The organism is Novosphingobium hassiacum, assembly GCF_014196055.1.
GTDB classification, from domain to species: domain Bacteria; phylum Pseudomonadota; class Alphaproteobacteria; order Sphingomonadales; family Sphingomonadaceae; genus Novosphingobium; species Novosphingobium hassiacum.
Genome location: NZ_JACICY010000036.1, coordinates 1 through 6,589, shown reverse-complemented (window position 1 = coordinate 6,589; position 6,589 = coordinate 1). Strand labels below are relative to the sequence as shown.

Annotated in this window: 4 protein-coding genes; all 4 read left to right on the top strand. The window is 65.4% G+C overall.

Annotation, left to right across the window (positions count from 1 at the left end; all coding sequences use genetic code 11):
• Window positions 1-193 precede the first annotated feature (193 nt).
• The 4 genes from GGQ88_RS20785 to GGQ88_RS20770 are packed head-to-tail and all read left to right on the top strand — an operon-like array spanning window position 194 to window position 6,533.
• Complete coding sequence (locus GGQ88_RS20785) at window positions 194-1,585, top strand: tyrosine-type recombinase/integrase (protein ID WP_081796380.1); 1,392 nt, start codon at window positions 194-196, stop codon at window positions 1,583-1,585.
• Window positions 1,582-3,369, top strand: a complete 1,788-nt coding sequence (locus GGQ88_RS20780) for a hypothetical protein (protein ID WP_067179944.1) — start codon at window positions 1,582-1,584, stop codon at window positions 3,367-3,369. Before GGQ88_RS20785 ends, GGQ88_RS20780 begins: the two co-directional genes overlap by 4 nt.
• Window positions 3,366-5,573, top strand: a complete 2,208-nt coding sequence (locus GGQ88_RS20775; RefSeq protein WP_037485793.1) for a hypothetical protein — start codon at window positions 3,366-3,368, stop codon at window positions 5,571-5,573. The genes GGQ88_RS20780 and GGQ88_RS20775 overlap by 4 nt, the downstream gene beginning before the upstream one ends.
• Before the next feature lie 57 nt (window positions 5,574-5,630).
• A complete protein-coding gene (locus GGQ88_RS20770) occupies window positions 5,631-6,533 on the top strand; it encodes an ArdC family protein (RefSeq protein WP_037485796.1) in 903 nt (300 codons plus the stop codon).
• The last annotated feature ends 56 nt before the right edge of the window (window positions 6,534-6,589 follow it).

Below are 6,589 nucleotides of genomic sequence, written 5' to 3'. Positions count from 1 at the left end.
TTATCTGGACAGTCTGCACCGTGCCTGTCGCTTCATTGAACGGTATGATCCGGGCACGACGCAGGGGGTCATCAGGCCGGATGAAGCGCTATCCATAAGCTGGCGTAGTCCGGCCTGATGGCCACCGTCCCGCAGGCGCGCAACGGGTGCGTTCTGGATTCGGGAGGGGGTCCGGGGGAGGGACTGGCAAGCTGTGGATATTTCAGGGGCCTTGATCGTTATCCAGGAACGCCGCGCAGCGGATGGCCTGGACGCCTACATTCCGGTGATCCTGCGCGAGGAGGCGATCTATGATCCGGACCTCGATCGCTTCTTCCTGGACCTGCCGCTGAACGGCGCGCGTTCGCGCCACTCGCTGCGCGCGCATGGCTACGATATTCTGGTCTGGGTTCGTTTCCTGGGCTCGGTCCGTGGCAAGACTGTCTGGCAAGCCGATGCCGATGATGTCGGTGCTTATTATCGCGCGCGCCGGCGCAGCGATGCGGAGTTCCGGATTTCCGCATCGACGTGGAACCGGGCGATTGCCTCGCTGGACAAGCTATACCGCTGGGCCGCAGTCGAAGGCTTGGTCGAACGCACCCCATTTACCCACCGGCAGGTGTGGCGAAGATCATACGGGGGCCGTCGCGCTGCCATTGCCGGTCGCAACGAAGCCTACGAGCGCGCTGCCCGCCGGTCCGATGTCCGCTTTGTCGATCTGGCCGACTACCAGGCCTTTCGGGACGTCGGACTGCGTGGCCTGACCGTCGAGGGAGCCGAGCGCCCCGGAGCACGCGACCGCAATGGTGCGCGCAACGCGCTTTTCGCGGACCTGCTGGTCACGACCGGATTGCGGCTCGAAGAAGCTTCCTTCCTGCTCGCCGCCGAGATTCCCGTTGGGGATGCGCGCGCAGAGCGCCAACGCCGGGTCGAGCTTCCAGCGGCGCTGACCAAGGGTGATCGCGGCCGTACCATCCTGCTGCCACGCCGACTGCTGTCGGCATTCGATGCCTACATGGCGGTTGAGCGCGCTTCGGCCGTCTCCAAGTTCACGGCGCGCAGAGGCTGGGATGCCATCGAACGCCCGATCTTCATACATCGCCCACCACTGCTGCCGACCGTGATGCATCTGGTTGGCGGCGGCACTATGGATATGGAAGTCGTCACCCCCGACGAGCGGGCAAGGTTTGTCATCTGCGCCGACGATGGCACGCCATGTGAAGCTGCCGTCCTGTGGCTTACCGAGGTCGGGCATCCTGTGCTCCCCAACTCATGGGAAGCGATCTTCGCCCGGGCGAGCCGCCGCTGCGCGGATGCGGGCATTCCCGTTCGCGTCAGCCCCCATCAACTCAGGCATTCCTTCGCTGTTCACATGCTGGCGATGCTGATCCAGCGCCGCCTCGCCGAAGCAGCCGCACCGGCAGGCGCCATGGAAGGCTATCGCCAGTTGCTCGGCGACCCGCTTCAGCAGGTGCAACGCCTGCTCGGCCATTCCAGTCTTTCCACCACGTCGATCTATCTCGATCATCTTGCTACCCGCGCCGATACCGTCGATGCGGCGGTCGAAGAGTTGCTTGCGCGCGTGCCGGGATACCTCCCGGCATGACCGGCTCACCCAGGAAGGGGCGCAAGGTCAGCTTTGAGCAAGACGGTGCAACGCAGGGTGCCGATCCCTGGGATCAGGTCAGTGCGCTGCGCTTCACTATCGATCCCCCATACGGCGGCGGGGTGCTGGTCGATTTCACCACCCTGCGCCCGCGTGGCCTCGCGCTCGCCTTTGCCCGCGGCCTGTTCTCGTTGGTTGCGCCGCGCGGGCCGATCATCGTGCGGACGACCGTCAAGGCCTATACCAACACACTGCCGCGCTTCTTCGCCTACCTCGCGACGACAACGGACCGGATCGATGGCCCTGCGGACCTGCGCGCCCGTCATATCGACGGCTTCGAGGCCTGGCTCGAAGCTGCGGGCAAGTCGCGGGTGCATCTTCCCACCGTGGTCGCCAAGATCGTTGCCGTCCTTCGCCGGATCGCTACCGATACGGCGGGTGCCATCCACCCCGAGCTTCGCGAGCGGCTGCGCTACGTCAGTTCGCACCCCCATGTGAGGCCGCGGCCGCGCGATGCTTACAGCCCGTTAGTCGCCCGCCAGCTCCGCGACGCGGCACGCGCCGACCTTGCCGCCATCGATGCGCGGTTGCGTGCTGGCCCCCGGTTCGACGAAGTTCCTGAGATCGAGGCTGCGACCCGAAGAGCCCATACGGCCATCGAAGCACGCGGGGTGCTGTACTATCGCGATGCCGAGTGGCAGGCGCTCCACCGGCGATTCCGGAGCCGCAACATGCCGGCTCCGGACATGAACATCAGCCTTCACGCAGCCCATCACCTCACGGCTGCCGATATCGTGCCGCTGCTCGTTCTGCTCTCGCTGGAGACCGGGCTTGAACTCGAGTGCTGCAAGACGCTCACCATCGATTGCCTGCGCAATGCCTCGGGCGGAACCGTGGACATCGCCTATATCAAGCTTCGCGCGCACGGCGCTGAACACAAGACTATCCGGGTGCGCGACGGCGGCTCGACCACGCCGGGCGGCCTGATCCGGCGCATCATTGCACACTCGGCCAAGGCGCGGGCGCATAATCCTTCCGATTGCCTGTGGGTCTATTATCAGCACGGCGAGATCGCCGACGGCATTCGCCATCCCCGCTCGACCATCGACGCCTGGACTGCTCGGCACGGTATCGTCGATGATGCAGGCACGCCGCTCTATCTGCGCCTCTCCCAGCTGCGCAAGACGCACAAGGCCCTTTGGTACCTCAAGACCGAAGGACACATGACCCGCTTTGCTGTCGGGCATACGGTCGAGATTGCCGCGCGGCATTACGCCGATGTCCCGTCGCTGCGGCCATTGCACGAGCAGACCGTCGTAGATGCTCTTGAGGAAGCTGTTGCAGGTCCGCGGCTACTGCCACCGCTTGAGGAAGCGCAGCTACGCGATTCCGTTACAGACCCCGATTTCCGCGGCACTGACGATACCATTGCGCTGCTCGACGGCGAGCAGGACGTCTGGCTCGCGAGCTGCGCCGGTTTCTATACCAGTCCGTTTAGCACCGCCGGATCGCCATGCCCGACACCGTTCTGGGGCTGCCTCGATTGCCGCAACGCCGTCATTACCGCGCGCAAGCTGCCCGCCATCCTCGCGTTCCTGGCCTTCATCGACGAGCAACGCACCGCGATGGGCCAGGCCGAGTGGGCCGCCAAGTTCGGCCATGCCCATGCACGCATCGCCCGTCAGATCCTGCCCGCTTTCGGCGATGACGTTGTGGCGCAGGCCCGCACGCAGATCGCAACTCATCCTCCCGCGCTCTACCTTCCGCCTGAGGCACGGGCATGACTGCCATCGCGTCACAGACCACAGCGACCGATGATCGTGATGCCTTGCCGGTGCTTATTTCCGGGGCCCTGCGCCCCGGCTTCGATCGTGCGGACCTCTCGTGCTACGGCGATCCGAGCTGGGACCTCTCGCCCGGCGTGTTTCGCGACAATGCAAGGCGCTGCCACGTCACCGTGCATTTCGGCGGCATCGAAGATCCCGCCATTGCCGATGCGCTGCGCCAGTTCCTCCATGCACGGCTCAACACCGACCTGCCAGGGCATCGCCGCAAGCTTGAGCCGGCGGCGGTGCGGGGCGAGGCGAACCGGGCCCTGCGCTTTTTCAACTTCGTGAAGGCGGAGCTTGGCCGTTTCGATCTTTCACCGGTCGATCAGCCACTCGTCGACCGCTTTGCGCGCTCGTTGCGCACCGCCGGGCTGCGTCCGGTGGCAGCTGCAGATTTGCTGCGCGTGATCTTCGACCTCCACGAACTGCGTCGGCACCTGCCGACTGCGCGCCTTTCCTTTGAGCCATGGCCGGAACGCAACACGTACTCTGTGGCAGGTGCCAGGCACATCGCCGGCGAGAACCGGACGCCGCGCATTCCCGAAGAGATCATCACGCCGCTTCTGGCCTGGTCGCTGCGCTACGTGACCCACTTTTCTGGCGATATCCTTGCCGCGCGCGGGGAGCTTGATCGCCTCGAAGCGAGGCGCAACCGGTTGCTCGCACAGGAGGCCGGACTCGATCCCATCATCCGGCGAGCGCGGCAGCGCCGGCGCCTCAACGCATACATAGCAACCTTGCGGCGACAAGGCCGCGGTATTCCCATCTGGACCAACTCCCACAATGGTACGACGCGGACCGATCAGCGGACCGGCGAGGTCACGCCGCCGATCAACTACCATCTGATGCACCTGCACGCCGGCATCGATGCACAGTCCGAGCCGGCCATGCATCTTGGACTGACCACCGGTGCGCCGGACCTGATTGCGGCTGCCATCGACGAGCTGGGCACGGAAGATGGCGGCATGGATACGCCGATATCGCTCGACCCGACGAGCAGCTTGCCATGGCGGCCTCGCTTCGATGCGAAGGCGCTCGCGCTGGAGGAAGCCATGCTTCAGGCTGCGGCCTATGTCGTTTGCGCCTACCTCTCGGGCATGCGCGACAGCGAGTTGCAGGCCATGCAGCGCGGTTGCCTGCAAGTGGTCAGGGCCGAAGACGGCGCCATCCTTCGCCACCGCATCCGGTCGATCGCCTACAAGGGCAAGCTCGGTCGCGGCGAGGAGGCCGAGTGGGTGACGATTGCACCGGTCGCCGAAGCGGTGGCCGTGCTCGAGCAGCTGTCCGCGCGGGCCGGACGCGCACGCGGGACCACGACGCTGTGGCCGGTCCTCGCGCTCAGGGTCAACACCAAGACCCATGTGTCCTCGGAGATTGTCCGGCAACTGAACCGCTTCCGCGACCATCTCAACGATCGGTTCGGTTCAGATATTGCCCCGGTCATTCCCCTAGGCCCTGCCGGGGTGCCATGGCGGATCACCACCCGGCAGTTTCGCCGCACCATCGCCTGGCATATCGCCAACCGCCCCTTCGGCACGATTGCCGGCATGATCCAGTACAAGCACGCCAGTGTCGCCGCGTTCGAAGGCTATGCCGGGAGCAGCCGGTCGGGTTTTCGCGGCGAAGTCGAGGCGCAGCGGGCACTCGGCCAGATCGACGATATCCTTGTCTATTTCGACGAGCGGCAAGGTGGCGCGCGCCTTGGCGGCCCTGCTGCATACCGCGTGGGAGCAGCGCTGGATGACGCCGCCGATCTGTCACCGCTTCCAGCCATGATTGCCGACCGGGCGCGTCTGCGCACGATGCTCGCAAGTCTCGCGCGGACCTTGCACGTCGGGCCGCTGGCTGACTGCTTCTTCGACCCCGCTACCGCGCTCTGCCTCAACCGGATCACCGAACCGGGCCCGCCCGCGCCGATGATCGCCATGTGTGAGCCGGTCCGCTGTCCCAACGCCTGCATCGCTGAGCGGCATCGTCCGGCTTGGCAGCGCGGGGCCGACGAGGCGCGCGCACTGCTTTGCGAGAAGCGTCTTCCTGAGCCGCAGCGCGTCACGCTGCAAGCAGAGGTGGCACGGATCGAAGCTGTCCTCGCCCAGATCGCGCCAGGTGCCGCCACACCGGCTTGCGGTGTGGCGGGAGAGGAGAGGGGCCGATTTTAGGGTGACGGATTGAAGGAGCGGGAAAGAGATTCCCTCCGGCCGTCGCGGAGATATCCCATGACCCGGACCCATCCGACAGCCGAGCGCGCCGACGTCTATTCCCGCATCACCACCCAGATCGTTGCCGCCATAGAAGCCGGTGCCGGCGACTGGCGTATGCCCTGGCATCACGACGGTGCGGCCACCACGCGGCCCCAGAACGTGACCTCGCGCAAGCGCTACCGGGGAGTAAATGTGCTGGCATTGTGGATCGCTGCTGAGGCCAGCGCATATTCCAGCGGGCTGTGGGGCACCTACCGTCAGTGGGCCTCGCTCGGGGCCCAGGTCTGCAAGGGTGAGCACGGCACCACCGTCGTGTTCTGGAAGCAGGCTGCATCGCGCGCCGAGGATGATCGTGATGACGCAGAGGCAGGTCCTGGCCGCATGTTCGCCCGCGCGTTCACGGTGTTCAACCTTGCCCAGGTCGAAGGATACGAGCCCGAGCCGGTGGCACAACTGCCCGAGAGCGAGCGCTTCGGACACGCTGATGCATTCGTCGAGGCACTGAAGATTCCGATTACGGAAGGCGCCTATGATGCCCACTACCGGATCGACCTTGATCGCATCTTTATGCCAGGCTTCGCCAGTTTTCGCGATGCATCGGCGCACATGGGCACCCTGCTGCACGAGGCGGCCCACGCCACAGGGGCCAAGCACCGGCTCGACCGCAACTTCGCGGAGCGGTTCAAGCGTGACAGTCTTGCGATCGAGGAGATTTGCGCCGAGCTGACCGCCTCGTTTGTCCTCGCTGACCTCGGCATCGCGCACCATCCGCGCCCCGACCATGCCGCTTACGTCGCCTCCTGGCTCCGGGCGCTCAAGGATGATCCGCGCGCAATCTTCACTGCCGCCAGCAAGGCTCAGGCCGCCGCTGACTGGATGCACGCTCAGCAGCCTCAGTCCGAGGAGATCGCAGCATGAAACCGGGTCGGGAAAATGCTGCTGGAATTCACATTGGGGCTGGACTGTCAGGATAT